General features: G+C 60.2%; 23 protein-coding genes and 4 pseudogenes. 21 read left to right on the top strand and 6 right to left on the bottom strand.

Going from position 1 to position 23,698, the window contains the following annotated elements:
* Positions 1-79: 79 nt before the first annotated feature.
* The 5 genes from oscA (at position 80) to AACY36_RS17720 (ending at position 4,191) form a co-directional block, all read left to right on the top strand.
* Complete coding sequence (gene oscA / locus AACY36_RS17740; protein WP_003170956.1) at positions 80-262, top strand: sulfur starvation response protein OscA; 183 nt, start codon at positions 80-82, stop codon at positions 260-262.
* A 65-nt stretch (positions 263-327) separates the two neighbouring features.
* Positions 328-1,338 (top strand): sulfate ABC transporter substrate-binding protein, encoded by a 1,011-nt coding sequence (locus AACY36_RS17735; protein WP_339419869.1) that lies wholly within the window; start codon positions 328-330, stop codon positions 1,336-1,338.
* A 164-nt stretch (positions 1,339-1,502) separates the two neighbouring features.
* A complete protein-coding gene (gene cysT / locus AACY36_RS17730; RefSeq protein WP_339419870.1) occupies positions 1,503-2,321 on the top strand; it encodes a sulfate ABC transporter permease subunit CysT in 819 nt (272 codons plus the stop codon).
* Between the two features lie 13 nt (positions 2,322-2,334).
* Entirely contained in the window at positions 2,335-3,207 is an 873-nt protein-coding gene (gene cysW, locus AACY36_RS17725) for a sulfate ABC transporter permease subunit CysW (RefSeq protein WP_049710637.1), read from the top strand.
* Positions 3,208-3,210: 3 nt separating this feature from the next.
* Positions 3,211-4,191 carry a sulfate/molybdate ABC transporter ATP-binding protein gene (locus AACY36_RS17720; protein ID WP_339497371.1) on the top strand — a complete coding sequence of 327 codons (981 nt, stop codon included), beginning with the start codon at positions 3,211-3,213 and terminating at the stop codon, positions 4,189-4,191.
* A gap of 107 nt (positions 4,192-4,298) precedes the next feature.
* On the opposite strand, the gene AACY36_RS17715 is transcribed toward AACY36_RS17720, so the two are convergent.
* Positions 4,299-4,811: an Mpo1 family 2-hydroxy fatty acid dioxygenase gene (locus AACY36_RS17715; protein WP_339419877.1), complete on the bottom strand. Its 513-nt coding sequence runs from the start codon at positions 4,809-4,811 to the stop codon at positions 4,299-4,301.
* Positions 4,812-4,894: 83 nt separating this feature from the next.
* On the opposite strand from AACY36_RS17715, the gene AACY36_RS17710 reads away from it, so the two are divergent.
* Positions 4,895-5,584: a Crp/Fnr family transcriptional regulator gene (locus AACY36_RS17710; protein ID WP_339419879.1), complete on the top strand. Its 690-nt coding sequence runs from the start codon at positions 4,895-4,897 to the stop codon at positions 5,582-5,584.
* On the opposite strand, the gene uraH is transcribed toward AACY36_RS17710, so the two are convergent.
* Both uraH and AACY36_RS17700 read right to left on the bottom strand, forming a co-directional pair.
* A complete protein-coding gene (gene uraH / locus AACY36_RS17705) occupies positions 5,581-5,991 on the bottom strand; it encodes a hydroxyisourate hydrolase (protein WP_339419881.1) in 411 nt (136 codons plus the stop codon). The two genes, AACY36_RS17710 and uraH, sit on opposite strands and share 4 nt — an antisense overlap.
* Positions 5,992-6,001: 10 nt before the next feature.
* Positions 6,002-6,475: a GlcG/HbpS family heme-binding protein gene (locus AACY36_RS17700; RefSeq protein ID WP_339497370.1), complete on the bottom strand. Its 474-nt coding sequence runs from the start codon at positions 6,473-6,475 to the stop codon at positions 6,002-6,004.
* A gap of 98 nt (positions 6,476-6,573) precedes the next feature.
* On the opposite strand from AACY36_RS17700, the gene AACY36_RS17695 reads away from it, so the two are divergent.
* A complete protein-coding gene (locus tag AACY36_RS17695; RefSeq protein WP_339419883.1) occupies positions 6,574-6,939 on the top strand; it encodes a response regulator in 366 nt (121 codons plus the stop codon).
* A gap of 64 nt (positions 6,940-7,003) precedes the next feature.
* Here the strand turns inward: AACY36_RS17695 and AACY36_RS17690 are convergent, their stop codons facing one another.
* Positions 7,004-8,008 (bottom strand): AraC family transcriptional regulator, encoded by a 1,005-nt coding sequence (locus AACY36_RS17690; RefSeq protein ID WP_339419884.1) that lies wholly within the window; start codon positions 8,006-8,008, stop codon positions 7,004-7,006.
* A gap of 100 nt (positions 8,009-8,108) precedes the next feature.
* Between AACY36_RS17690 and AACY36_RS17685 the strand changes: the two genes are divergently transcribed.
* Positions 8,109-9,203 (top strand): fatty acid desaturase, encoded by a 1,095-nt coding sequence (locus tag AACY36_RS17685; protein ID WP_339456697.1) that lies wholly within the window; start codon positions 8,109-8,111, stop codon positions 9,201-9,203.
* Between the two features lie 94 nt (positions 9,204-9,297).
* On the opposite strand, the gene AACY36_RS17680 is transcribed toward AACY36_RS17685, so the two are convergent.
* A complete protein-coding gene (locus AACY36_RS17680) occupies positions 9,298-10,479 on the bottom strand; it encodes a CynX/NimT family MFS transporter (RefSeq protein ID WP_339419886.1) in 1,182 nt (393 codons plus the stop codon).
* A 111-nt stretch (positions 10,480-10,590) separates the two neighbouring features.
* Here AACY36_RS17680 and AACY36_RS17675 point away from each other — a divergent pair, with 111 nt between their 5' ends.
* The 10 genes and pseudogenes from AACY36_RS17675 (at position 10,591) to AACY36_RS28335 (ending at position 17,161) form a co-directional block, all read left to right on the top strand.
* Positions 10,591-11,442 (top strand): LysR family transcriptional regulator, encoded by an 852-nt coding sequence (locus tag AACY36_RS17675; protein WP_339419887.1) that lies wholly within the window; start codon positions 10,591-10,593, stop codon positions 11,440-11,442.
* Positions 11,443-11,667: 225 nt separating this feature from the next.
* A pseudogene (locus AACY36_RS17670) lies at positions 11,668-11,813 on the top strand (energy transducer TonB); the annotation flags it as partial.
* Positions 11,804-11,878: pseudogene (locus AACY36_RS28345) on the top strand (MotA/TolQ/ExbB proton channel family protein); the annotation flags it as partial. The pseudogenes AACY36_RS17670 and AACY36_RS28345, both read left to right, overlap by 10 nt.
* A 161-nt stretch (positions 11,879-12,039) precedes the next feature.
* Positions 12,040-12,621, top strand: coding sequence for an alpha/beta hydrolase (locus AACY36_RS17665; RefSeq protein ID WP_339419889.1), 582 nt, complete (start codon positions 12,040-12,042; stop codon positions 12,619-12,621).
* 49 nt (positions 12,622-12,670) lie between these two features.
* Positions 12,671-13,597 carry a sigma 54-interacting transcriptional regulator gene (locus AACY36_RS17660; RefSeq protein ID WP_339469093.1) on the top strand — a complete coding sequence of 309 codons (927 nt, stop codon included), beginning with the start codon at positions 12,671-12,673 and terminating at the stop codon, positions 13,595-13,597.
* 126 nt (positions 13,598-13,723) lie between these two features.
* On the top strand, positions 13,724-14,506 hold the full coding sequence (locus tag AACY36_RS17655; protein WP_339419893.1) for a MetQ/NlpA family ABC transporter substrate-binding protein: 783 nt from the start codon (positions 13,724-13,726) through the stop codon (positions 14,504-14,506).
* Positions 14,507-14,808: 302 nt separating this feature from the next.
* The gene (locus AACY36_RS17650; RefSeq protein WP_339497368.1) at positions 14,809-16,179 is read left to right on the top strand and encodes a TcdA/TcdB catalytic glycosyltransferase domain-containing protein; all 1,371 of its coding nucleotides are present in this window, start codon (positions 14,809-14,811) and stop codon (positions 16,177-16,179) included.
* A gap of 355 nt (positions 16,180-16,534) precedes the next feature.
* Positions 16,535-16,735: pseudogene (locus AACY36_RS17645) on the top strand (amino acid ABC transporter permease); the annotation flags it as partial.
* Positions 16,716-16,946 (top strand): annotated as a pseudogene (locus AACY36_RS28340) (amino acid ABC transporter permease); the annotation flags it as partial. The pseudogenes AACY36_RS17645 and AACY36_RS28340, both read left to right, overlap by 20 nt.
* A 26-nt stretch (positions 16,947-16,972) precedes the next feature.
* Entirely contained in the window at positions 16,973-17,161 is a 189-nt protein-coding gene (locus AACY36_RS28335) for a hypothetical protein (RefSeq protein WP_445261131.1), read from the top strand.
* Between the two features lie 37 nt (positions 17,162-17,198).
* On the opposite strand, the gene AACY36_RS17635 is transcribed toward AACY36_RS28335, so the two are convergent.
* Positions 17,199-18,359 carry an AAA family ATPase gene (locus tag AACY36_RS17635; RefSeq protein WP_339419896.1) on the bottom strand — a complete coding sequence of 387 codons (1,161 nt, stop codon included), beginning with the start codon at positions 18,357-18,359 and terminating at the stop codon, positions 17,199-17,201.
* A gap of 121 nt (positions 18,360-18,480) precedes the next feature.
* On the opposite strand from AACY36_RS17635, the gene AACY36_RS17630 reads away from it, so the two are divergent.
* Genes AACY36_RS17630 through AACY36_RS17620 form a run of 3 tightly spaced genes read left to right on the top strand, consistent with a single transcriptional unit; the run spans position 18,481 to position 23,680 of the window.
* On the top strand, positions 18,481-19,563 hold the full coding sequence (locus tag AACY36_RS17630; protein ID WP_339497366.1) for an efflux RND transporter periplasmic adaptor subunit: 1,083 nt from the start codon (positions 18,481-18,483) through the stop codon (positions 19,561-19,563).
* Positions 19,560-20,630 carry an efflux RND transporter periplasmic adaptor subunit gene (locus tag AACY36_RS17625; protein ID WP_339419899.1) on the top strand — a complete coding sequence of 357 codons (1,071 nt, stop codon included), beginning with the start codon at positions 19,560-19,562 and terminating at the stop codon, positions 20,628-20,630. The genes AACY36_RS17630 and AACY36_RS17625 overlap by 4 nt, the downstream gene beginning before the upstream one ends.
* Complete coding sequence (locus tag AACY36_RS17620; RefSeq protein ID WP_339419901.1) at positions 20,627-23,680, top strand: efflux RND transporter permease subunit; 3,054 nt, start codon at positions 20,627-20,629, stop codon at positions 23,678-23,680. Before AACY36_RS17625 ends, AACY36_RS17620 begins: the two co-directional genes overlap by 4 nt.
* Positions 23,681-23,698 lie beyond the last annotated feature (18 nt).

The raw sequence follows: 23,698 nt of genomic DNA, 5'->3' as shown, positions 1-23,698 counted from the left end.
TCCGCGCTTATCTACTATCGCCCTCATGCCGCAAGCAGTGCCGCCACTGCGAGGCACTATTCATTTCAGGAGCGAGACCATGAGCGCATCTCTACGTAGCGTCGACGGCCAGGACGAAGCAGCCATTTTGCGTGAGATCCAGAGCGCCCTGCGCGATCTGCGGTTTGGCGCGGTGGAAATCACTGTGCACAACGCGCAAGTGGTACAGATCGAACGCAAAGAAAAATTCCGTCTGCAGAATCCGGGTAACAAACCGAGCTAAGCAAGAACGGCGATAGACCCGCAATTATAAGAAAAAGCCAACACCCCAGAATTTCAGGAGCTTCTATGTCGTCGATTCGCCGTCATGTCCTGGCCGCCCTGGCCAGTGCCGTGTTTGCAGGTTCCGCGGTTGCCAAGGACTACGAGTTGCTCAACGTCTCGTACGACCCTACCCGTGAGCTGTACCAGGACTACAACGCTGAGTTCACCCGTTTCTGGAAACAGTCCCACCCCGGCGACAACGTCAAGATCCAGCAATCCCACGGTGGTTCGGGCAAACAAGGGCGTGCCGTGATCGACGGCCTGCGCGCCGACGTAGTGACCCTGGCCCTGGCCGGTGACATCGACGAAATCGCAAAACTGGGCAAGAGCCTCCCGGAAAACTGGCAGACCCGCCTGCCGGACGCCAGCACCCCGTACACCTCGACCATCGTGTTCCTGGTGCGCAAGGGCAACCCTAAAGGCATCAAGGATTGGGGCGACCTGATCAAGAAAGAGGTGTCCGTGATCACCCCAAACCCGAAAACCTCCGGCGGCGCACGCTGGAACTTCCTCGCCGCCTGGGCCTACGGTCTGAAAACCGGCGGCAGCGAAGCCAAGGCCCAGGAGTACGTGAAAGAGCTGTTCAAACACGTGCCTGTGCTGGACACCGGCGCGCGTGGTTCGACCATCACCTTCGTCAACAACGGTCAGGGTGACGTGTTGCTGGCCTGGGAAAACGAGGCGTTCCTGGCCCTTAAAGAAAACGGCGGCGCTGACACGTTCGATATCGTCGTGCCTTCGCTGTCGATTCTCGCGGAGCCGCCAGTGGCCGTGGTTGACAAGAACACCGAGAAAAAGGGCAACACCGAAATCGCCACTGAATACCTCAAACACCTGTACAGCCCGGCTGGCCAGGAGATTGCGGCCAAGAACTTCTACCGCCCACGCGATGCAAAAGTGGCCGCCAAATACGCCCAGCAGTTCCCGAAACTGGACCTGGTGACGATCGACAAAGACTTCGGTGGCTGGAAAACTGCCCAACCGAAATTCTTTAACGACGGTGGCGTGTTCGACCAGATCTACACGGCGCAGTAAACAAGTCATGTAGAAGCGATCTTGTGTGGGCGCTGGCTTGTAGGACCGCTGCGATAGCGTCACTGCGGCGTCACTGACACACCGAGGTGCCTGCATCGCGGGCAAGCCCGGCTCCCACATAAGCTCGCTTTCTGCTCGATACTACTCGTTAACCAAGGACTCTTATGTCGCGTCGTATCTCCCCCGTCATACCCGGCTTCGGGCTGACGCTGGGCTACACCGTGGTGTACCTCAGCCTGATCGTACTCATTCCCCTCGGGGCGATGTTTGTACACGCTGCACAACTCACCTGGGATCAGTTCTGGGCCATCATCTCCGCACCGCGCGTGCTGGCGGCGTTGCAGCTGAGCTTCAGCACCGCGCTCTACGCTGCGCTGATCAATGGCGTGATCGGCACGCTGCTGGCCTGGGTGCTGGTGCGCTACACCTTCCCGGGCCGCAAGATCATCGATGCGATGATCGACCTGCCGTTCGCCTTGCCCACCGCTGTAGCCGGTATCGCGCTGACCGCGTTGTACACGCCGAACGGCTTCGTCGGCCAGTTCGCCGCCGACCTGGGCTTCAAGATCGCCTATACCCCGTTGGGCATCACCCTGGCGCTGACCTTTGTCACCTTGCCGTTCGTAGTACGCACGGTGCAGCCGGTGCTCGCCGATATCCCCCGGGAAATCGAAGAGGCCGCCGCCTGCCTGGGCGCCAAACCGTTGCAGGTGTTCCGCTACATCCTCGTGCCGGCATTGCTGCCGGCCTGGCTGACCGGTTTTGCCCTGGCGTTCGCGCGTGGCGTGGGTGAGTACGGTTCGGTGATTTTCATCGCTGGCAACATGCCGATGAAAACCGAGATCCTGCCGCTGCTGATCATGGTCAAGCTCGACCAATATGACTACCGCGGCGCCACGTCCATCGGCGTGCTGATGCTGGTGGTTTCCTTTGTATTGCTGCTGCTGATCAACTTGTTGCAGCGGCGCATCGAACGTCCATAAGGAGGCGCCGAACATGTCCCAATCGTCTATTTCCGCGGCGTCCTCGGCCAATGCAGCCCGCCGTGGCAGCGCAACGTCGCGACGTATCTTGATCGGCCTTGGCTGGCTGGTGTTCGTGTTGTTCCTGTTGTTGCCGCTGTTGATCGTGGTGACCCAGGGTTTGAAGAACGGCCTCGGTGCGTTTTTCACCGCGATCCTTGAGCCAGACGCGCTGTCGGCACTGAAGCTCACGGTGATCGCCGTGGCGATCTCGGTGCCGCTCAACCTGGTGTTCGGCGTCAGCGCGGCGTGGTGCGTGAGCAAATACTCGTTCCGTGGCAAGAGCATCCTGGTCACGCTGATCGACTTACCGTTCTCGGTGTCGCCGGTGATCGCGGGTCTGGTCTACGTGCTGATGTTCGGCGCGCAGGGTTTCTTTGGCCCGTGGCTGCAAGAGCATGACATCCAGATCGTGTTCGCCTTGCCCGGCATCGTGCTGGCAACCATCTTTGTCACCGTACCCTTCGTGGCCCGTGAACTGATCCCGCTGATGCAGGAGCAGGGCACCCAGGAAGAAGAGGCCGCGCGCCTGCTGGGCGCCAATGGCTGGCAGATGTTCTGGCATGTGACCGTGCCAAACATCAAATGGGGCCTGATCTACGGCGTGGTGCTGTGTACTGCGCGGGCCATGGGTGAGTTCGGCGCGGTGTCGGTGGTGTCCGGCCACATTCGCGGCGTTACCAACACCCTGCCATTGCATGTCGAGATCCTCTACAACGAATACAACCATGTCGCCGCGTTTGCCGTCGCGAGCCTGTTGCTGATCCTGGCGCTCTTCATCCTGCTGCTCAAGCAGTGGAGCGAGAACCGTATCAACCGCCTGCGCAACAGCGCCGGTGAGGAATAAGTCATGTCGATCAAAGTCCGTAATGTCAGCAAGAACTTCAACGCCTTCAAGGCCCTGAGCCGCATCAATCTGGACATCCAGAGTGGCGAGCTGGTGGCGTTGCTCGGCCCGTCCGGCTGCGGCAAGACCACCTTGCTGCGCATCATCGCAGGGCTCGAAACACCGGATGACGGCAGCATTGTGTTCCACGGTGAAGACGTGTCCGGCCACGACGTACGCGATCGCAACGTCGGCTTTGTGTTCCAGCACTACGCGCTGTTCCGCCACATGACCGTGTTCGACAACGTGGCTTTCGGCCTGCGCATGAAGCCAAAGAACCAGCGCCCGAATGAAAGCCAGATCGCGGTCAAGGTGCATGAACTGCTGAACATGGTGCAGCTGGACTGGCTATCGGATCGCTACCCGGAACAGCTCTCCGGCGGCCAACGCCAGCGTATCGCCCTGGCCCGCGCCCTGGCGGTCGAACCCAAAGTGCTGTTGCTCGACGAACCCTTCGGCGCCCTCGACGCCAAAGTGCGTAAAGAGCTGCGCCGCTGGCTGGCGCGCCTGCACGAAGACATCAACTTGACGTCCGTGTTTGTGACCCACGACCAGGAGGAGGCCATGGAAGTCGCCGACCGCATCGTAGTGATGAACAAGGGTGTGATCGAGCAGATCGGTTCACCGGGGGAAGTCTACGAAAACCCGGCCAGCGATTTCGTCTATCACTTCCTCGGGGATTCCAACCGTCTGCACCTGGGTGAAGACAAGCACGTGCTGTTCCGCCCTCACGAAGTGTCGCTGTCGCGGCATGAGCTGGAAGATCACCATGCGGCTCAAGTGCGCGACATTCGTCCATTGGGCGCCACCACGCGGGTAACCCTGAAGGTCGAAGGCCAGAGCGAACTGATTGAGGCAGAAGTGGTGAAAGACCACGACAGCCTGACCGGGCTGGCGCGGGGTGAGACGCTTTTCTTCAAACCCAAGGTCTGGCAAAAAGCCTGACAACACCGCAATACCAATGTGTGAGCGGGCTTGCTCGCGAATGCAGTCTGTCAGTTGATGATGTATTGACTGACACTGCGCCTTCGCGAGCAAGCCCGCTCACACATTTAGACCGTGCGCAGCAGGACCGGCCCCGAGCGCTGCTCTATCTGTTGCTTGAGGTCATCTCGCAACCCCAGCAAAAACGCCAACTCCGCCACCACAAACAACGGCCCCACGATCAGCCCCGACACATCATCCACAAACGCCGGCTTCTTGCCTTCGTAGTAATGCCCGACGAACTGAATCACCCAGCCCACCACAAACATCCCGATGCCGCCGCTGAGCCACACCATCGTGCTCTGTGCCGCCAGCACATGCCCGGCCCACACCGACAGGCCCATCAGCAGCGTCATCAACACACCCAGCGCCAGTTCCAGGCGCAGGTAAAACCACGCTGACAGCAGTGCGACGATCACTGCCGGCGAAATCCACACCCCACCGATCGCCCATTCCGGGCGTGACAGCAGCACGGCCACCGCGACGACAATCAGTGGAATGCCGATAAAGTGGCTGGCGATATTGCGCGGGTCGCGGTGGTAGGCAGCGTATTGACTGAGGTGGTCGACGAGGCTTTTCATTGTTATTCCTCCTGTAGGATGTTTGATCATCTCCCGTCAGCCGGCGACTGACTGTCAACTGGGCGACAATCTCTGGAGTTCTCATGATTGCGGCAACCTGGCATGCCCGATTGGCCACCGGTCAGTGGTTCAGCCACCTGCCTGTGCAGCTACAGGATAGTGTGCTGGCGGCGGCTCGGCTGCGTCAGCTGACGGCGGGGCAATACCTGTTCAGGCGCGGTGATCCGCCCTGTGGGGTGTATGCGGTATTGGAGGGGGCCGTGCGTGTCAGTGCGGTCAATGCACAGGGCAAGGAAGCGGTGTTGAGCCTGATTGAAACACCTTTCTGGTTTGGCGAGATCTGCCTGTTCGACGGTTTGCCGCGTACCCACGACGCCTTGTCGGTTGGGCCGTGCACGCTGTTGCAGGTGCCGCAATCGGCGATGCTCGAGATGCTTGACCAAAACCCGACGTACTGGCGCGACATGGCGTTGTTGATGAGCCAGAAGTTGCGCCTGTCGCTGATCAATATCGAACAGATGAGCCTGATGCCGGCGTCGACGCGGATCGCTCACCGGCTGCTGATGATTGCCGGCGGGTACGGCGAGATAGAGCACTCCCGTCGCGTCTTGCAGCTGCCTCAGGAAGATTTGGCCGCGATGTTGAGCCTGTCGCGCCAGACCACCAACAGTTTGCTCAAGGCCTTAGAGCAGCAAGGGATCATCAAGCTGAGTTACGGCGCGATTGAAGTCCTCGACCTGCCGCGCTTGCGGCAGGCCGCTGGGGCCGACTAGGAACCGCGATACGTCGAAAAGCCGTAAGGGCTCAGCAGCAGCGGGATGTGGTAGTGCTGGTCGGCCTGCTTGACCTCGAATATCACCGGGACTTGCGGGAAAAACGTCTCGCGATTGGCTTTCTTGTAGTAGTCGCCGGTCTTGAATACCACGCGATACTCGCCCGGTTTCATGGCTTGGTTGGCCGGGAACAGTTCGGCGATGCGCCCCTGCTGGTTGGTGACACCTTCGGACAGCGATTGCCAGTGATCGCCTACGTGCTGCTCCAGGGTGACGCTGACACCGGCAGACGGCAGGCCGTTTTCCAGGTTCAGGACATGCACGCTCAGGGGGTTGCCGGCCGCCAGGGCCAGGCTGCTCAGGCCGCTCAGGCTGAGGGCGGCGAGGGTCTTAGTCAGGGTTTTCATCGAGGTTTCCTCAAGGGGTGATTGTCAGGCCAAGTTGAGTGGCTGCCTTTACCGCGCACGCTTCGTCCTGCTCGGCACCGCCGGCACCGGCAATGCCCAACGCGCCCACCAGTTCAGCGTCGGCAAACAGCGGGATGCCGCCCCCGAGCAACAGCAATTCGGGCAAGCTGTTAAGGTTGGCGGCCTCGGGGTTGTTGCGCGCACGCTCGGCAAACAGGCGGGTGGGGGTTTTCGTCGACAGCGCCGTGTACGCTTTGCGTTGGCTGGCGATGCTGTTGTGCGGACCTACGCCGTCGGCCCGCACGCTGAGCAATGGATTGCCGCCCCGGTCGAGTACGGTAAGTGCCGCCGTGCACTGCGCCAGGCCGGCGTCTGCCAGTTGGCGTGCGGTGTGCAAATCCAGGTCGGCGTGGCGCGGCAGCGGTGGTGCTGCCAGGGCGGTGGCGCTGATGGCGAAGCTCAAGAACAAGGCATTGCGATACATGGGAACGGCTCCAGAAAGCAGGCCGCTACCTTAGCCAGTGATCTCGGTCAAAAGCCGAACAATTCGATTACAGGTTTGTAATGAACCAAGAGGTAGGCATGCAGGTATTGTTAGTGGAAGACCAGCCGAAATTAGCCCAACTCATGGCCCAGGGCTTGAGTGAGGCCGGCTTCGCAGTGGAAGTCGCCGCCAATGGCATGGCGGCTCAGCGGTTCGTGGAAAGCGCTGAATATGACTTGGTGATCCTGGATGTGATGTTGCCGGGTTTGAATGCCTGGAAGTTGCAGCAGGCGATTCGCAAGAAGGGCGAGACGCCGGTGTTGTTCTTGACGACCCCGGAAGGGATTGAGGACCGCCTGCGCGGGTTGGAGCTGCATGAGGATGATTACTTGCTCAAGCCGTTTGAGGCCAAGGCTTTGGTGGCGCGGGTGAAGAAGCTGTTGCGGCGTGATCGCGGGCGTTGATTGATCCGGCATGTCTAGCGCCTGAGCCATCGCGAAGAGGCCTTCAAAAACATAACACACTCACCTACTGCAAGCCGTCCCTGAACTGCCCCGGCGTCATCCCCGTCCAGCGCTTGAACGCCCGGTTGAAGCTGCTGGTATCGGCAAACCCCAGCAAATGGCTGATCTCTGCCAATGAGCACTGCGGATCCCGTAGATGCAGCAACGCCAAATTCTCCCGGCATTCATTGAGCAACGCATCAAACCGACACCCTTCATCCGCCAGGTGCCGCTGCAAACTGCGCAAGCTCAGGTGCAGGGCCTGGGCAATGCGCTCAGCACTTGGCTCGCCGTCCGGCAATTGCGCTTCAATAGCCGCACGCACCTTACGTTCCCAGGTCAGCGGTTGCAGCTGGGCGAGAGTGCGCTTGAGCACGGTTTCGTTGTGCTCGGCCAGTTCAGGGTTGGCGTCGTCCAAGTGGCTGTCGAAGTCGTGGGCGGCAAACTCCAGGCAGTCTTCTTCGGCGCCGAAGAACACGGGCGCACGAAACACGGTGTGCCACGGATTGGGATCGGCAGGCTCTGGCCGTCGCAGGTGCACCGCCAGCGGTGCATACGCACGGCCCAGGCGATTGCGGCAGGTGCGCACATAAATCGCCGCAAACGCATCAATGGCCTCGAATGCCGGCGCCGGGCTGCCCGGGGGTTGCAGCAGGCGAAAGCGGTAGCGCTCGCCGTCTCTGCTAAGCGCCAGCGTCAGCGCATCACTGACCACCTGGTGATAACGCACGATGCGCTCGAACACCTCCCGCAGGCTGCCGCTGGCCACCAGCGCATACCCCAGCGCATGGAAGGTAGTGGGGCTGACAAACCGCGACACCCGCAAGCCAATCGCCGGATCACCGCTGGCTTGCACCGCCAATTCCCATAACCGCGTCGTGGCTGACAGCGGATAACGCGCATTGGGATCGTCCATCTGCTGCGGGTCGAGCCCGGCCTTCAGGCAAAGCGTGGCGCTGTCCAGGCCCAAGGCATCGAGCTGCTTGCGCAGGGCGCGGGTCCAACTGGCGAGGGAGGTGGGCTCGGTCATGACGATTGGCGCTTGCGGTCAACAGGTTGGCGTCCAGGGCTAGCGTCCTGCCAGATCGCGTGGGGCAGGATGAACGCATCGATAACCAGAGGATGTGATCATGGACGGTACTTCTGCAAGCCCCCAGCAGATGAATGCACAACAGCGCGCGGCGCATATCCGTGATGTGGTGCTGGCCGAAGGCGTGCGCTTGCGCCGGCAGCACCCCTGGTTGCTGCATCAAGACGCATTGGGCGCGGGCATTCTGGCGTTTGCGCTGGTCGGCATGCTTGGCTCGGCAGCGCTCTACGTCGCCGGGTATATAGCCTGGTGGGTGTGCCTGCTGCTCAACGCCTTCCTCGCTTCATTGACCCATGAGCTGGAACACGACCTGATCCACAGCATGTATTTTCGCAAGCAGCGCCTGCCCCACAACCTGATGATGGGCCTGGTGTGGCTGGCGCGTCCGAGCACGATCAACCCGTGGATACGCCGCCACTTGCACCTCAACCATCACAAGGTCTCCGGCACTGAGACCGATATGGAAGAGCGCGCCATCACCAACGGTGAGCCTTGGGGTTTTGCGCGGTTGCTGATGGTCGGTGATAACGTCATGTCGGCGTTTATCCGCATGCTGCGGGCCAAGACCTGGAAGCACAAACTGTCGATCCTCAAGCGCTCGCTGCTGGTGTACGCACCGCTGGCGCTGCTGCATTGGGGCGCGTGGTACGTGTTCCTGGGTTTCCATGCCGCCAACGGCCTCGCCAGCCTGGTGGGCGCACCCATCGAATGGTCTGCCGGCACCTTGCAGGTGATGCAGGTGATCGACATCGCCGCCGTGGTGATCATTGGCCCCAACGTACTGCGTACCTTTTGCCTGCACTTCGTCAGCTCCAACATGCACTACTACGGTGATGTGGAACTGGGCAATGTGATCCAGCAAACCCAGGTGTTGAACCCTTGGTGGATGTGGCCGTTGCAGGCGTTCTGCTTCAACTTCGGCAGCACCCACGGCATCCACCATTTTGTGGTGAAAGAGCCGTTTTACATCCGCCAGATGACCGCGAAGGTGGCGCACGAGGTCATGGCGCAAATGGGTGTGCGCTTCAATGATTTCGGGACGTTTGCGCGGGCCAATCGGCTTGGTTTTCCACCGCCTGCAGGGTTTCGATCAGCACCTTCGCCACAGGCGACAAGCGAACCCCAGCGCGGCTGATCACCCCGCTACGGTTGTTCAGGCTGTCCAGGGCATGGGGCTGATTATTCCGTCAATGAAGCATGTTTTTTTTATATAGACCTTAAAGGCATAGCTATAGAGCGGGTGCCGTTCGGTAGGTGGCGGGGCTGAACACGCGGGTCACCACCAGCATTGCCACGGCCGTTACGGTCAGCACCGCCCAGGCGCTGACAAAGCTGCCGGTGAGTTCGCGCAGCCAGCCGGTCAGCCATGGCGAAATCGCATTGATCAAAAAGCCCACGCCCTGCACGAAGGCAGCCAGTTGACCGGCCTGTCGCGGGTCGCGGTGGTGGTCGAGGGTCAGCAACAGGCTCAGGGCAAAACACGCGCCCAGGCCGAAACCGCACAAGGCAACCCACAGGTGGGGACATTGCAGCGGCGCGAGCAACAGGCCGAGGTAGCCGATGGTCTGGGCCAGCAGGCTGACCCACAGCAGTGGCCGACGGTCTATCCCGCGTTGCGCCAGCACCGGCATCAACAGCGCGGCGATCACCTGGAAGATGGTCATGAATGCCAGCAGCGAACCACTGGGCAATACGCCCCAGCCCAGTTGCTGATAATAGGCGGGCAGCCAAGCCACCATGCTCATGTAACCGCAGTTCACCAAGCCGAAATACAGCGCCAGCAGCCACGCGCGACGGTTGCGCAGGCCCTGGAATGCAGGCGTTGCCTGTGGGTTTTTGGCTGTGCCGAGCGGCAACCAGGCCCACAGCAGCAGCGCCGCCAATGCGGGCAACAGCCACACGCCAAGCCCGGCCTGCCAGTGCTGGAAGTAGCTGGCCACCACCGGGCTAAGCAGCGCTGCCAGGCCGCCACCGGCCATCAGCGACGCCGAATACACGCCCATCGCCACCGGCACACGGTGATGAAATTCACGCTTGATCATCGCCGGCACCAACGCCTGGATCAGCGCCACACCGGCACCGCCGAGCAAGGCCGTGACCAGCAGCGCCGAACCCTGGCCCATCAGCCAACGGGCCAGGCACGCCAGCAGGATCATCATCAGGCCCAGGGCAATGCCGCGCCGCTCACCCAACTGCGCTTGAACGCGCACGCCCACCAGCGCCACCAGGCCCATGCACACCACCGGTAGGCTGGTGAGCAAGGCGCTGCTCTGGAAACTCAAGCCGGTGGCCAGGCGTATTTCGCCGAGCAAAGGGCTGATGGAACTGAGGATGGGTCGCAGATTGAGACCCAGGACTACCAACAGTCCCCAGCCGGCGAATTTGCCGGCAGATGAAGGGTTGAGCGTCATGCAGCAGGCGTCCGAAGGGTCAAAAATGAAGCGTGAGTATGGGCAGCACCACGGGTATTCTGAAATTAAATATAACCATGCCAACCAGTGGCAAATGGAATGGTGAGCGCCATGTTTGATCCCGTGTTATTGCGCAGCTTTGTCGCCGTGGTGGATTGCGGCAATTTCACCCGCGCCGCCGAGCGCCTGCACCTGACCCAATCCACCGTGAGCCAGCAGATCCGCCGCCTGGAAGAGGGGGTGGCGTGCCAGTTGCTGGATCGTGACCAACGCCGTGTGGTGGCGACGGCGGAGGGGGAACGCCTGCTCGCTTATGCGCGGCGCATCCTCGCGCTGAATGAGGAAGCCGCTGACGTATTGATCAGCCAGCAAAGCGACGGCGTGCTCCGCCTCGGTGTACCTGAAGACTTTGCCGCCGAACGCCTTATGCCTCTGCTCTCGGCCTTTGTGCAGGCCTATCCTCGAGTGCGTCTGGAGGTCACCAGTGGCCTCGGCCCCGAATTGCAGCGTCAGTACCGCGGCGGTGAGTTCGATGTGTTGTTGGTCAAGCAGATGGGCGACAGCGACGACTGCCTGGCCTCATGGCCAGAGCCTTTGTGCTGGGTGGACAGTCGTCACACACCGTCACTGGGTCGCGATCCCCTGCCGTTGGTGGCATTCCCGGTGGGCGGCCTGTACCGCAATGAAATGCTGCAACACCTGGAAGTGGGCGGCTGGCGCTGGCGTATTGGCTATTCCAGCGCGAGCCTGGCCAGCGTGTGTTCTGCGGTCGTGGCGGGGTTGGGGATCAGTTTGTTGCCCCGTCGAGTGGTGGAGGCCGGGCATGTCGTACTGGGCGCAGACAGCGGTTTGCCCAGGGTGCAGGGCGTTCGGCTTGCGCTGTATGGGCGCGCTGGCCTGGGTGCGGCAGGGCAGAGCTTGCAGCGCCAATTGCTTGATTTGTGCATGAACAACCCTGCCTGACCGATGCCTTTGCTGAATATTTTTATGCCTCAAATGCATTGAAAAGCAGCGACTCGACGCCAGCCCGCGCAGGACGTGGATATCCAGTTTCTGGGTGCTTCGCTTATTCATTTTTTGATCTATTTATAACGTTAAGAGATAAGCGTCTGGCCCCGATGATTCAGCCATCGACGGCCTTCCATGCAGGCCCGTCGGTTTTTGTTCAAGACCGTAGGGAGTGAATCAATGGGCAATGTCCAGACCGCCGCCAGTGCACACGAGGCGCAAGGGCGCCAGGCACCGGCTGGCGATTTGGTCGCCCTTGGCCGGCCGCACCGCGCGCCGTTGGGCACCTGCGAACGCAGAAAACGCCAAAGCGTTTCTCCAGCCGTCACTTGAATCCACTGAAAGCGTGGTGATCTGGCTGCTGGTGGTCTTTTCGGTCGCCACCTGGGGCAGGCCACGACACTGACCCACCGCCTTAGCGAGCAAGCTCCCACATTTTGATTTGTGGGGTTGAGGTTTTGGTTATTAATAAATAGCTTCTTATTCCTTAACGGATATAACCACCGTCCCTATACTGTTCAGCAACGTTAAACGCCGCAGGAGGGCACACCCATGCACAGCGAGTCGACTCGTTATCTGATCGTGCCGGGCTGGCAAGGATCGCCAGTAGATCATTGGCAAAGTCACTGGCAGACCCACCTGCCCAACAGTGCACGGGTGGAACAGGCCGATTGGCTCACCCCGCGTCGCGAAGACTGGGTAGCCGCGCTGGCCGAAGCCATCGCCGCCGACAGCACGCCGGTGATCCTGATCGCGCATAGCCTGGGCTGCATCACCGTAGCGCATTGGGCGGCCACGGCCCCTGTGCAGTTTCTACGGCACGTGCGCGGCGCCTTGCTGGTGGCCCCGGCCGATGTCGAACGTCCTGCCTGCTCGCCTGCCTTGCGCAACTTTGCGCCGATCCCCACCCACCTGCTGCCGTTTCCCAGCCAGGTGGTCAGTTCCGATAACGACAGTGCCGTCAGTGCTCCACGAGCCTTGGCGCTCGCGCGTAACTGGGGGGCCGAAGCCGGGATCTTGTCCGGTGCCGGGCATATCAATGTGAAATCCGGCCACCAACGCTGGGAGCAGGGTTTCGCTTACCTCTATCGCCTGCAGAGCCGCCTAGAGCAACACGCCCGGCGTACCGCCTGAACATTTTTCAACGTCCCGTCCCTGAGTGGATTGGGGGCGGGAGCCTGCCATGAGTCTGCATGAAACCTACGGCCAGCCTTTGCTGACCTTTCCCGATGCCGAGAAAAGCCCGCTGAGTATCCGCGCCAAGGCGTTGGTGTTTGTTGATCCCCGTTCGCGGCAACTGCGCGAAGAGCTGGAAAGCCTCGCACCCCGCGCCTTGCCCGTGTTGATCCGCGGCGAGACCGGTAGCGGTAAAGAGCTGCTGGCGCGGCATATCCACCGTGGCAGCGACCGCACCGGCTTGTTTGTCTGCGTCAACTGCGGCGCCATCAGCCCGACTTACGCCGATGCCGAATTGTTCGGCTATGCCGCTGGAGCCCACAGTGGCGCGGCCAGCAGCCGGGCCGGTTGGTTTGGATCGGCGAATGGCGGCACGTTGTATTTGGATGAGATCGGCGACTTGCCGCTGCCGATCCAGGTGAAACTGCTGGCCGCCCTGGAAAACCACGAAGTCACCCGCGTCGGTGCCCATCAGCCTAGCCCGGTCGATGTGCGCCTGGTCGCCGCCACCAGCATCGACCTGGCCCAGGCCGTGGCTGCCGGCAAGTTCCATGAGCGCTTGTTCCATTACTTGAGCGAAGGCCGGTTGGACTTGCCGGCGTTGCGCGAGCGCGTCGGCGATATCCTGTCCCTGGCCGAGTACTTCCTCGGGATCTACAGTCAGCGCTTGGACCTGCCGGCGCCGCTGATCAGTGATGCCGCCCAGCGTGTGCTGGAACACCACAGCTGGCCGGGAAACACCCGTGAGCTGGAAAACGTTATTCACTTTGCGTTGCTGGTCAGCAGCGGCGACGAGATTTTGCCCGAGCATTTGAACCTGCCAGTGGCGGGCTCGCCGCTGGAGCAAGTACAGCGAATTTTCAACAGTGCCAGCCTTGCCGAGCAGGAAACGCTGCGCAAATTCCTGTATGAACAAAATGGAATATCAACGTGAATAAAAGATATTGTTCGGGAATAAAAAATCTAGGTATTGTCCATCCCATGCCTCGATAGCACTTCGCTGGCACACCATATAAGAACGGTCGTCAGAGACGCCCCGGAATTTCGATAAGGACACTGCATGAAAAAGGTTCTGTTGTTTACTGCACTGGCGGCTGCCCTGACTGCAAGCTTGGCCCAGGCCAACGAGAAGCTGGTGGTTGCTGCCACTCCGATCCCGCACGCTGAGATCCTCGAGCTGATCAAGCCGACCCTGGCCAAAGAAGGCGTGGACCTGGAAATCAAAGTCTTCACCGACTACGTGCAACCCAACACGCAGGTTGCCGAGAAACGCTTGGATGCCAACTACTTCCAGACCCTGCCGTACCTGGAAAACTTCAACAAGGGCAAGGGCACCAACCTCGTCACCGTCGTCGGTGTACACGTTGAACCGATCGGCGGTTACTCGAAAAAGATCAAGAACATTTCTGAACTCAAAGATGGCGCGACCGTTGCCATCCCGAACGAAGGCTCCAACAGCGGCCGTGCCCTGTTGCTGCTGCAAAAGAACGGTCTGATCACGCTGAAAGACCCGACCAATGCCCTGTCCACGCCGAAAGACATCAAGGACAACCCCAAGCACCTGAAATTCAAGGAGCTGGAATCGGCCCTGCTGCCACGCGTGCTGGATCAGGTTGACCTCGACGTCATCAACACCAACTACGCCCTGGAAGCTGGCCTCAACCCAGCGAAAGACGCGCTGATCATTGAAGACGCCAAGTCGCCCTACGTGAACTTCCTGGTGGCGCGCCCGGACAACAAGGACAGCGATGCTATCCAGAAACTGTCCAAGGCCCTGACCAGCCCGGAAGTCAAAGCCTTCATTGAGAAGAAGTACAACGGCGCTGTAGTGCCGGCGTTCTGATGTAAGCCAAAACCCCCTTCAAGGTTTCAACGCCGACGGCTTGTACAGCGTCGGCGTTTTTTTATGCGGTCTTTTTGAGAAAACAGGGTTAGAAAATATAGGCGTATCAACTACTTTATTGGCTTAACCGAATTGTTTGGTTCATTTATTAATTTGAATAATTAATTCTGGGTGTGTTTATAAATTATCTTACAGTTTTAGTTTTGCCCGATTGAATGTGTGAGAGCAACCTTGCACAGGTTGTAGGAGTCATCGCATGGAGGCGCCAGTGAGTTATATAATTTTTTGGAGCCGTTATTATTATGTTGAAAGCCATTTCCCCCAATCATGTGCCGACCTTTATGGCAGCTCCTGCCATTGGAGTTCACCCGCCAGAAAGTGCTGCCGGCTTCGAAACCCAATACCCCAAAGACCAGTGCAAGCCGGTACCCAATAATATCCACATGGTCTGGGTCGGCTCCAAGCCCGGCTCAAACCAGGACGCCTACTTACGCCAGTGGGCCAAGATGAACCCCAACCATAAAATTATGTTGTGGGTGGACGCTACTCAATTCGATGCTTATACAACGAATAAAACTGCACAGGCTAAAGCTGAAAGTATCTATCCAAACTATCAGTCGGAAAGGCCTGTTCGTGGCGTGTTCAGTCAACTTAAAACGGTGATGAGCAGCCCAGGGAACGAGCAGCGTAATAAGGGTGAGCAAGAACAGGTGATCTCAGAACTTAATAAAGAACTGTCGTCCTCAGGTAACAAAGCATTGAGGGCTTCTCTGCTGCCTGAGGGTGGGAAAGTGACGCCGGAGAATGCTTCGCAAGTGCTAAGTGCATTTGCGCGTCATGCTTCACGTACCGATGATAAGTTTAATCAAGCAGAAGCCACCATTCTCGACCAGACCACCAAGTCGTGGGACCGCTATGTCAGCAACCCGCCCCGTGATACGACTGCGCTAGCTGCTTTGCAAGAGCGATTCTCAGACCTGAAAAACGTACAGATACGTGATTTGAGCAATCCGGCCGATATACGTTTGAAAAACCAGGACGTTTATCAACATGAAATCATCGGGCGCAATGGCGGTTATGCCGCAGCCTCTGACGTCGCCCGTTATGAAATCGTCAATCGACATGGCGGCACCTACACAGACATCGATCTGGAAAGCGTACGCCCGCTTGATGGCGCATTGAATGCCCATCCGGACCTGATGCTGGTCGGCATGGCGGCAGGCAAGAGTGAAGCGAGTGGCAACGCCACACCTTATTTTGCCAACGCGTTGTTCGCCAGCCATCCCCAGAGCGCGATGCTGACGACCATGATTGATGACATCGGGGATAAATACCGCTCGATGAAAGGTAATGAGTACGCCGGCGACCGTTATTTCAGCCGCCCGAACAAAAGCACGATCGAAACCACCGGGCCCAACGCATTACGCGGGCATGTCGACAGGGTGATACAAGAGGCCAAGGGGCGACCGGACCTGATACGCAACGACGCCGCATCCTCAGCTGAACGTATATGGGACATGGCAAAACCACAGAATAAGGAATATTGGAACCTGGTGGATTCGCACTTCAAGTTCCCGGACAACTACGTCAATTTTGAAACGGAAGAGCAGCAAAAAAGTGCCACCAAAGCCATGGCAGGGGGGGCTGATTGGCGGCCGTCGACGCAAGGTTGAAAGTCTGAAAAACAGCCTCACCATGGTGAGGCTGTTTTTTGTCACAGTGCCTGGCTATTGATCGCCCTGCGCAACGCCATCAACCATTTCACCAACTCCTGCGGGTCAATCGGTTTCCCTTCGTTCATTGTTCAGTCCCTCGAGTCTCAGACCCCCCAACCATAGCCGTCACCCGGCAAACCCGCGAATCCGTCAGTTATCTTTTTGATCGATATCAATGTGCCGTCCGGGTATTTAAATTTTTGCTTTTATACCTTTAAAGTTCGCGCTACCCGGCGTTACCCACGAAGGATCGTATGGCGCTCGCTGCAGTCATGGACTGAAAATGACCTTCGGTTCCGCTTTTATCCTCAGCACCCTGCCGGCGCTGTTCGCCAATTTCATCTTCCTGCTCAAGGAAACCCCGGTGGTCTCCGCCGTGGCGGTGCCGGAGATTCTCTACACCCCCAAGAGCTACATCGTCCTGTACTACAAGACTTACGAGATGCTCGCCGTGCTGTCGCTGCTGCTCAGCCGTCTGGAAAGGAGGCTCCAGCATGGCCAGTTCGGGTCTTGAGTTGTTGTGCGGGGCGTTGCCGCAACTGAGCAAGGGCGCTGCGCAAACCCTGTCGATTTCATTCTTGAGCATCGCCTTCAGCACCGTCGGAGGCGTGCTGCATGGCGTGCTGCGGGTTTACCTGGGGCTGTTCCGTGCGATCCCGGTGCTGGTGTGGTTGTACCTGCTGTTTTTCGGCCTGCCGATTTTCTTTGGCCTGAGCGTGCAAAGCGACAAGGTCGATCTGATCCTGCCAACATGACGGTGACCCCGGAGCGCAAGGAGGCGGTGGACTTCACCAACCCCAACCTGAAAGTCGCGGTACAGGCCCTGGTGCCGAACAACAGCGCCGTGAAAAGCCTGGATGACCTGGCCACCCGCACCACCATCGTGACCACCGGCAGCCAGCTCCCACATTTGAAGGTATTCACAAATCAAAATGTGTGAGCGGGCTTGCCCGCGATGAGGCCAGTACAGACACCCCCTATTCCGGCCAATGCCAAGCCGGCGCATCCAGGATCCCCTGCCCAACTATCCGCGTCTCCCCCAACACCTTCTCCAGCACAATCGAATTACACCCCTCATCCTGCTGCAACGCCGCAATCAAGCGGCTGGCATGGGACACCACCCACACCTGGCAATGCTGCGAAGCCTGGATAATCAAGCGCGCCAACGCCGGTAACAAATCCGGGTGCAGGCTGGTCTCCGGCTCGTTCAGCACCATCATGGTCGGTGGCCTAGGTGTCAGCAGCGCCGCGATCAGCAGCAAGTATCGCAAGGTGCCGTCGGATAACTCTGCCGCCGACAGTGGCCGCAGCAACCCTTCCTGATAAAACTCAATCGCAAAACGCCCGCCCTGCAGCGGCTCGATATTCAAGCGCGCACCGGGGAACGCATCGCTTACCGCCCGCTGCAAAGCCTCGGGGTCACCGATCTCGCGAATCGTCTGCAACGCCGCCGCCAGATCGCGCCCATCGTGGTGCAAAACCGGTGTGCGCGTACCCAGTTGCGGTTGGCGTACCGGTGCATCCACATCGCTGCGAAAGTGATCATAAAAGCGCCAGCCACGGATGTTTTCCCTTAGCAACAACACCTCCGGCGAGCCGCGCAGGCTGCCGACCTGGTCAAACAAACTGTGGTAGTTGGGTGTGTGCTGGGCGAGGACATCCCAGTTTCGACCGTCGCGTGCGCGCACCATGGGCCCGGACCGTTGCACCAGCAGGCTGGCCGGGCGGTAGAGGTGGCCGGCCCAGATGCATTCCTTCTTTACTTCCGGGTCCAGGGAGAAGTACGACAGAGTCTTTTCCGGCAGCCCCAGGGAAATCGCGTAGCTGAAGTCGTCCCCGGCAAAGCCCAGGCGCAAGCGTTTGACGCCCTGGCGCACGGTGGACTCAATCGGCACCTCACCGTTGCGCATGCGCCGGCTGATGGTTTCCGGCCCGGCCCAGAATGTGGAGTCCAAACCGCCTTCACGGGCCAGCGCATTGATCACCCCGCCTTGGGCGGTTTCCGCCAGCAGGCGCAGGGCGCGGTACAAGTTGGACTTGCCGCTGCCATTGGGCCCGGTGACCAGGTTCAGGCGGTCCAGGGGCACCACCAATGTGTTGATCGAGCGGTAATTGGCCACCGCGAGGGTCTTGAGCATGGGCATTCAGTCGGCTTGGGAACCCTCGGAGTATGAGAGCCTCCATGCAGATAAGGAACCCTGATCTAAGCTCACAGTCGCATACACACTGGCAAGTCGGCATCACGCAAAAGGAGCCTGCATGGGCGCTCGCGTTTCCACCTGTATTTTTGGTCTCTGCCTACTGACGCTGTTGAGCGGCTGTGGCGAGGATAAGGCTGAACCCAAGCCGCATTCACGGGTGTTTGTGCAGACCGTACAGTCGGCGGGCTTCGCCGCGGCTGTCACGCTGACCGGCGACATTCAGGCCCGTGTGCAAACCGACCTGTCGTTCCGCGTCGGCGGCAAGATCATCCAGCGCATGGTGGATGTGGGTGACCGCGTAACCGCCAAGCAAGTGCTGGCCAAGCTCGACCCGAAGGATTTGCAGACCAACGTCGATTCCGCCCAGGCCCAAGTCGTGGCCGAGCAGGCGCGGGTCAAGCAAACCGCCGCCGCCTTTGTCCGCCAGGAAAAACTCTTGCCCAAGGGTTACACCAGCCGCAGCGAATACGATTCCGCCCAGGCCGCGCTGCGCAGCAGCCAAAGCGCACTGGCGGCCGCCCAAGCCCAGTTGGCCAATGCCCGCGAACAACTCAGTTATACCGCGCTGATCGCCGAAGCGCCGGGTGTGATTACGGCGCGTCAGGCCGAGGTCGGCCAGGTGGTACAGGCCACTGTGCCGATTTTCAGCCTGGCCCGCGATGGCGAGCGTGATGCCGTATTCAATGTGTACGAGTCGCTGCTGGTAGAGTCGCCGCCAGATGCGCCGATCACCGTCAGCCTGTTGGATAACCCGAGCATCAAGGCCGTGGGCAAGGTCCGTGAAGTCACACCCGCCGTGGCGGCCAATACCGGCACCGTGCAGGTGAAAATCGCCTTGCAAGCCCTGCCCAAAGGCATGCAACTGGGCTCGGTGGTGAGCGCTACCACCAATGGCCCGGCCAAGGCCAGTATCGAACTACCCTGGTCCGCGCTGACCAAAGATCTCAGCGAACCCGCCGTTTGGTTGATCGACGGCGACGGCAAGGCGCAATTGCATAAAGTCACCGTGGCGCGTTACCTCACTGGCAAAGTCATCATTGGCGACGGCCTCAAAGGCGGCGAAAAAGTGGTGGTGGCCGGTGGGCAATTGCTGCACCCCGGCATGCTGGTCGAGATCGCCCAGCAAGGAGTGCAGCCATGAAGCGCCTGACGGGGATACTCGCCGCCAGCCTGTTGCTGGTTGCCTGTTCGAAAGAAGAGCCGCCGCCGGAGCCCCTGCGGCCGGTGCTGTCCATGGAAGTAAAATCGGAAGATCAGGAAAACCTCGGTCGTTTCGCCGGCACCATCCAGGCCCGCTACGAAACTAACCTGGGCTTCCGCGTGCCTGGCCGTATTGCCCGGCGCGCCGTGGATGTGGGGGCCGAAGTGGAGAAGGGCGCCTTGCTCGCCGTACTCGACCCCACTGACCAACAGAACCAATTGCGTTCCGCCCAGGGCGATCTGGCGCGCGTACAGGCGCAATTCATCAACGCCCAGGCCAACGCCCGCCGTCAGCAGGCGTTGTTCAACCGTGGCGTCGGTGCCCAGGCGCAACTGGATATCGCCCAGACCGACCTGAAAACCACCCAGGCTTCCCTCGACCAAGCGCAGGCCTCAGTCAATCAAGCCAAAGACCAACTTAACTACGCCGAACTGCGCACTGACCACGCCGGCATCGTCACCGCCTGGAATGCCGAGGCCGGCCAGGTGGTCAGCGCTGGCCAGCAAGTGGTGACCCTGGCCCGTCCGGATATCAAGGAAGCAGTGATCGACCTGCCCGCCGGCCTGGCCGAGCGCCTGCCGCAGGACGTGGTGTTCCTGGTCGCCGGGCAACTCGACCCGAGCGTCAACACCACGGCCATCGTGCGCCAGGTTGAGCCCCAGGCGCAAAGCGCCACACGCACCCGTCGCGCGCGGCTGACGCTGGCCGAAACACCACCGGCATTCCGCCTCGGCACGGCGATCAGCGTGACGCTGAGCACCGCCATCGAGCCGCGCATCGAAGTGCCCCTGAGCGCCCTGCAGGATGTCGACGGCAAGACCCGCATCTGGCTGCTCGACACCCAAAGCCAGACCGTGCAACCGCGCGACATCAACGTGATCAGCCGTGATGCCAACAGCGCCTTGCTCAATGGCGGCGTCAAACCCGGCGAGCGCATTGTCACCGCTGGCGTGAACAGCCTGAAGCCTGGGCAGAAGGTCAAAATCGACGAGGACAGCCCGCGATGAAAGGGAGTTTCAACTTATCCGACTGGGCCCTTAAGCATCAGTCTTTCGTCTGGTACTTGATGTTCGTCGCGCTGCTGATGGGTGTGTTCTCCTACATGAACCTGGGCCGCGAGGAAGACCCCTCGTTCACCATCAAGACCATGGTGATCCAGACCCGCTGGCCGGGCGCGACCCAGGAAGAAACCCTTAAGCAGGTCACTGACCGCATCGAGAAAAAACTCGAAGAACTGGACTCACTCGACTACGTGAAAAGCTACACGCGGCCGGGCGAGTCCACGGTGTTCGTGTTCCTCAAGGACACCACCAGCGCCAAGGACATCCCGGGCATCTGGTACCAGGTTCGCAAGAAGATCGACGATATTCGCGGCAACTTCCCTCAAGGTTTGCAGGGGCCGTCATTCAACGATGAGTTCGGTGATGTGTTCGGCTCGGTGTACGCCTTTACCGGCGATGGCCTTTCGATGCGCCAGTTGCGCGACTACGTGGAACAGGTGCGCGCTGAGATTCGTTCGGTGCCGGGGTTGGGCAAGGTCGAGATGATCGGCCAGCAGGACGAAGTGATTTACCTGAATTTTTCCACGCGCAAGCTGGCGGCCCTGGGGATTGATCAGCGCCAGGTCGTGCAGAGCCTGCAATCGCAAAATGCGGTGACGCCGGCCGGAGTGATCGAGGCCGGGCCAGAGCGGATTTCCGTGCGCACGTCGGGGCAATTTTCCTCGGAGAAAGACCTGGCCAACGTCAACCTGCGGCTCAATGACCGCTTCTACCGCCTGGCAGATATCGCAGAGATCACGCGTGGCTACGTCGACCCGGCGCGGCCGATGTTCCGTTTCAACGGGAGGGCGGCGATTGGCTTGGCCATCGCCATGCAGAAGGGCGGCAATATCCAGTCGTTCGGCAAGGCCTTGCATGAACGCATGGACGAATTGACCGCCGACCTGCCGGTGGGCGTCGGCGTGCACAAGGTCTCCGACCAGGCGGAAGTGGTGGAGGAAGCCGTCGGCGGCTTTACCAGCGCCCTGTTTGAAGCGGTGATCATCGTGCTGGTGGTGAGTTTTATCAGCCTGGGCATGCGCGCCGGGCTGGTGGTGGCGTGCTCGATTCCGTTAGTGCTGGCGCTGGTGTTCGTGTTCATGGAGTACAGCGGCATCACCATGCAGCGGGTCTCGCTGGGCGCGTTGATTATCGCCTTAGGCCTGTTGGTGGATGACGCGATGATCACCGTCGAGATGATGATCACGCGCCTGGAAAAAGGCGAAACCAAGGAGCAGGCGGCGACCTACGCCTACACCTCGACGGCGTTTCCGATGCTCACCGGTACTTTGGTGACGGTCGCCGGCTTCGTGCCAATTGGCCTTAACGCCAGCTCGGCGGGCGAGTACACCTTCACCCTGTTCGCGGTCATTGCCGTGGCGATGCTGGTGTCGTGGGTGGTGGCGGTGCTGTTTGCGCCGGTGATCGGCGTGCATATCCTCAGCGCCAACGTGAAGCCGCACAATGGCGAGCCGGGGCGGATTGGCCGCGCTTTCAATGGCGGCATGCTGTGGGCCATGCGTAACCGCTGGTGGGCGATCGGCATCACCGTGGCGCTGTTTGTAGCGTCGGTGTTCTCCATGCAGTTTGTGCAGAACCAGTTCTTCCCCTCGTCGGACCGCCCGGAAATCCTCGTCGACCTCAACCTGCCGCAGAACGCCTCGATCAACGAGACGCGTAAAACCGTCGACCGTCTGGAAGCGATCATCAAGGACGATCCGGACATTTCGCGCTGGAGCACCTACATCGGCCAAGGCGCGATCCGGTTCTACCTGCCGCTCGACCAGCAGTTGGAGAACCCCTACTACGCGCAATTGGTCATCGTGAGTAAGGGCCTGGAGGAGCGCGGCGAGTTGATCCAGCGTCTGCAAAAGCGCCTGCGCGATGACTTTGTCGGCATTGGCAGCTATGTGCAGCCGCTGGAAATGGGCCCGCCGGTGGGGCGCCCGATTCAGTATCGTGTGTCGGGCAAAGACACCGACCAAGTGCGCAAACACGCCATCGAACTGGCGACGTTGTTGGATAAGAACACCCACCTGGGCGAGATCATCTACGACTGGAACGAGCCGGGCAAAGTGCTGCGCATCGACATTGCCCAGGACAAGGCGCGGCAACTGGGGCTGTCGTCGGAAGACGTGGCGCAATTGATGAACAGCGTGGTCAGCGGCGCCTCGGTGACCCAGGTGCACGATGATATCTACCTGATCAACGTGGTTGGCCGCGCCGAAGACGCCGAGCGCGGCACGCCGGAAACCTTGCAGAACCTGCAGATCGTCACGCCCAACGGCACCTCGATTCCGCTGCTGGCCTTTGCCACCGTACGCTATGAGTTGGAGCAGCCGCTGGTGTGGCGTCGCGACCGTAAGCCGACCATCACCATCAAGGCCTCGGTGCGCGATGAGATGCAGCCGACGGACCTGGTGAAGCAGCTCAAGCCGGAAATCGACACGTTCAGCGCCGGTTTGCCGGCGGGTTACAAGGTCGCCACCGGCGGCACCGTGGAGGAAAGCGGCAAGGCCCAGGGCCCGATTGCCAGCGTGGTGCCGCTGATGTTGTTCCTTATGGCGACCTTCCTGATGATCCAGCTGCACAGTGTGCAGAAGATGTTTCTGGTGGCGAGTGTTGCGCCGCTGGGGCTGATCGGCGTGGTGCTGGCGCTGATTCCCACAGGCACGCCCATGGGCTTTGTGGCAATCCTGGGTATTTTGGCGTTGATCGGCATCATCATCCGCAACTCGGTGATCCTGGTGACGCAAATCCATGAATACGAGGTGGCCGGCTATACGCCGTGGGATGCGGTAGTGGAAGCCACCGAGCACCGGCGTCGGCCGATCCTGCTCACGGCGGCGGCGGCGAGCCTGGGCATGATCCCGATTGCGCGGGAAGTATTCTGGGGGCCGATGGCGTACGCGATGATTGGTGGGATTATCATCGCCACGTTGCTGACGCTGTTGTTCCTGCCGGCGCTGTATGTGGCCTGGTACAAGATTCGCGAGCCGAAACAGGAGAACGGCTGACTTTCGTTGCCTTCCTGC

This window comes from Pseudomonas sp. EA_15y_Pfl1_P101, assembly GCF_963970835.1.
GTDB classification, from domain to species: Bacteria; Pseudomonadota; Gammaproteobacteria; order Pseudomonadales; family Pseudomonadaceae; genus Aquipseudomonas; species Aquipseudomonas tritici.
Note: the sequence above shows the minus strand (reverse complement) of the source record. Positions and strands in the feature narration are given on the sequence as shown.

Bases quoted from the DNA above. Each gene is read 5' to 3' on its own strand.
- oscA (WP_003170956.1), top strand. From the start codon at position 80: ATGAGCGCATCTCTACGTAGCGTCGACGGCCAGGACGAAGCAGCCATT.
- AACY36_RS17735 (WP_339419869.1), top strand. From the start codon at position 328: ATGTCGTCGATTCGCCGTCATGTCCTGGCCGCCCTGGCCAGTGCCGTG.
- cysT (WP_339419870.1), top strand. From the start codon at position 1,503: ATGTCGCGTCGTATCTCCCCCGTCATACCCGGCTTCGGGCTGACGCTG.
- cysW (WP_049710637.1), top strand. From the start codon at position 2,335: ATGTCCCAATCGTCTATTTCCGCGGCGTCCTCGGCCAATGCAGCCCGC.
- AACY36_RS17720 (WP_339497371.1), top strand. From the start codon at position 3,211: ATGTCGATCAAAGTCCGTAATGTCAGCAAGAACTTCAACGCCTTCAAG.
- AACY36_RS17715 (WP_339419877.1), bottom strand. From the start codon at position 4,811: ATGAAAAGCCTCGTCGACCACCTCAGTCAATACGCTGCCTACCACCGC.
- AACY36_RS17710 (WP_339419879.1), top strand. From the start codon at position 4,895: ATGATTGCGGCAACCTGGCATGCCCGATTGGCCACCGGTCAGTGGTTC.
- uraH (WP_339419881.1), bottom strand. From the start codon at position 5,991: ATGAAAACCCTGACTAAGACCCTCGCCGCCCTCAGCCTGAGCGGCCTG.
- AACY36_RS17700 (WP_339497370.1), bottom strand. From the start codon at position 6,475: ATGTATCGCAATGCCTTGTTCTTGAGCTTCGCCATCAGCGCCACCGCC.
- AACY36_RS17695 (WP_339419883.1), top strand. From the start codon at position 6,574: ATGCAGGTATTGTTAGTGGAAGACCAGCCGAAATTAGCCCAACTCATG.
- AACY36_RS17690 (WP_339419884.1), bottom strand. From the start codon at position 8,008: ATGACCGAGCCCACCTCCCTCGCCAGTTGGACCCGCGCCCTGCGCAAG.
- AACY36_RS17685 (WP_339456697.1), top strand. From the start codon at position 8,109: ATGGACGGTACTTCTGCAAGCCCCCAGCAGATGAATGCACAACAGCGC.
- AACY36_RS17680 (WP_339419886.1), bottom strand. From the start codon at position 10,479: ATGACGCTCAACCCTTCATCTGCCGGCAAATTCGCCGGCTGGGGACTG.
- AACY36_RS17675 (WP_339419887.1), top strand. From the start codon at position 10,591: ATGTTTGATCCCGTGTTATTGCGCAGCTTTGTCGCCGTGGTGGATTGC.
- AACY36_RS17665 (WP_339419889.1), top strand. From the start codon at position 12,040: ATGCACAGCGAGTCGACTCGTTATCTGATCGTGCCGGGCTGGCAAGGA.
- AACY36_RS17660 (WP_339469093.1), top strand. From the start codon at position 12,671: ATGAGTCTGCATGAAACCTACGGCCAGCCTTTGCTGACCTTTCCCGAT.
- AACY36_RS17655 (WP_339419893.1), top strand. From the start codon at position 13,724: ATGAAAAAGGTTCTGTTGTTTACTGCACTGGCGGCTGCCCTGACTGCA.
- AACY36_RS17650 (WP_339497368.1), top strand. From the start codon at position 14,809: ATGTTGAAAGCCATTTCCCCCAATCATGTGCCGACCTTTATGGCAGCT.
- AACY36_RS28335 (WP_445261131.1), top strand. From the start codon at position 16,973: ATGACGGTGACCCCGGAGCGCAAGGAGGCGGTGGACTTCACCAACCCC.
- AACY36_RS17635 (WP_339419896.1), bottom strand. From the start codon at position 18,359: ATGCTCAAGACCCTCGCGGTGGCCAATTACCGCTCGATCAACACATTG.
- AACY36_RS17630 (WP_339497366.1), top strand. From the start codon at position 18,481: ATGGGCGCTCGCGTTTCCACCTGTATTTTTGGTCTCTGCCTACTGACG.
- AACY36_RS17625 (WP_339419899.1), top strand. From the start codon at position 19,560: ATGAAGCGCCTGACGGGGATACTCGCCGCCAGCCTGTTGCTGGTTGCC.
- AACY36_RS17620 (WP_339419901.1), top strand. From the start codon at position 20,627: ATGAAAGGGAGTTTCAACTTATCCGACTGGGCCCTTAAGCATCAGTCT.